The organism is Pseudomonas sp. 32_A (assembly GCF_017490905.1).
Taxonomy (GTDB): Bacteria; Pseudomonadota; Gammaproteobacteria; order Pseudomonadales; family Pseudomonadaceae; genus Aquipseudomonas; species Aquipseudomonas inefficax.
The window spans coordinates 1-470 of the sequence record NZ_JAFGYI010000282.1; the positions used below are offsets into that span (position 1 = coordinate 1).

The 470-nt window shown below is 72.6% G+C and carries 1 pseudogene; it reads left to right on the top strand.

Annotated features, from left to right (window positions below):
- Nucleotides 1-91: 91 nt before the first annotated feature.
- Nucleotides 92-470 (top strand): annotated as a pseudogene (locus J5M58_RS26695) (efflux RND transporter periplasmic adaptor subunit); the annotation flags it as partial.

Below are 470 nucleotides of genomic sequence, written 5' to 3' on the forward strand. Positions count from 1 at the left end.
TCCACGACCTGATCCGTCAGCTGCACCACCTATTCATCAGTCCCGGCGCCTGACGCCCACGCGTCGCCGCCGGACCTTCCGCGGAGTTCCCATGATCAAGAAAACCCACCTTGCCGGCGCCCTGATACTGGCGTCGGTACTGGGCGTCAGCGCCTTCACCTGGCAGGTCGGCGAACGCCCGGGCGCCGCGCACCAGGACGATGCCGCCCATGCCGATGGCGAACACCACGGCGGCGCTGCCCCGGCCGGCCACGCCGAATCCGCCGGCCACGCCGACGGCGAGCACGCCCACGCCGCGTCGGCCGAACCCGAGGGCGAGGGCCTGCACCTGAGCGCCGAGCAGATCGGCGCGGCCGGCATCCAGCTGGTGACCGCCGGTCCTGGCCAGCTCGACCAGGGCTTCAGCCTGCCGGGGGAAATCGGCTTCGACGAAGACCGCACCGCCCACGTCGTGCCGCGCACGCCGGGTG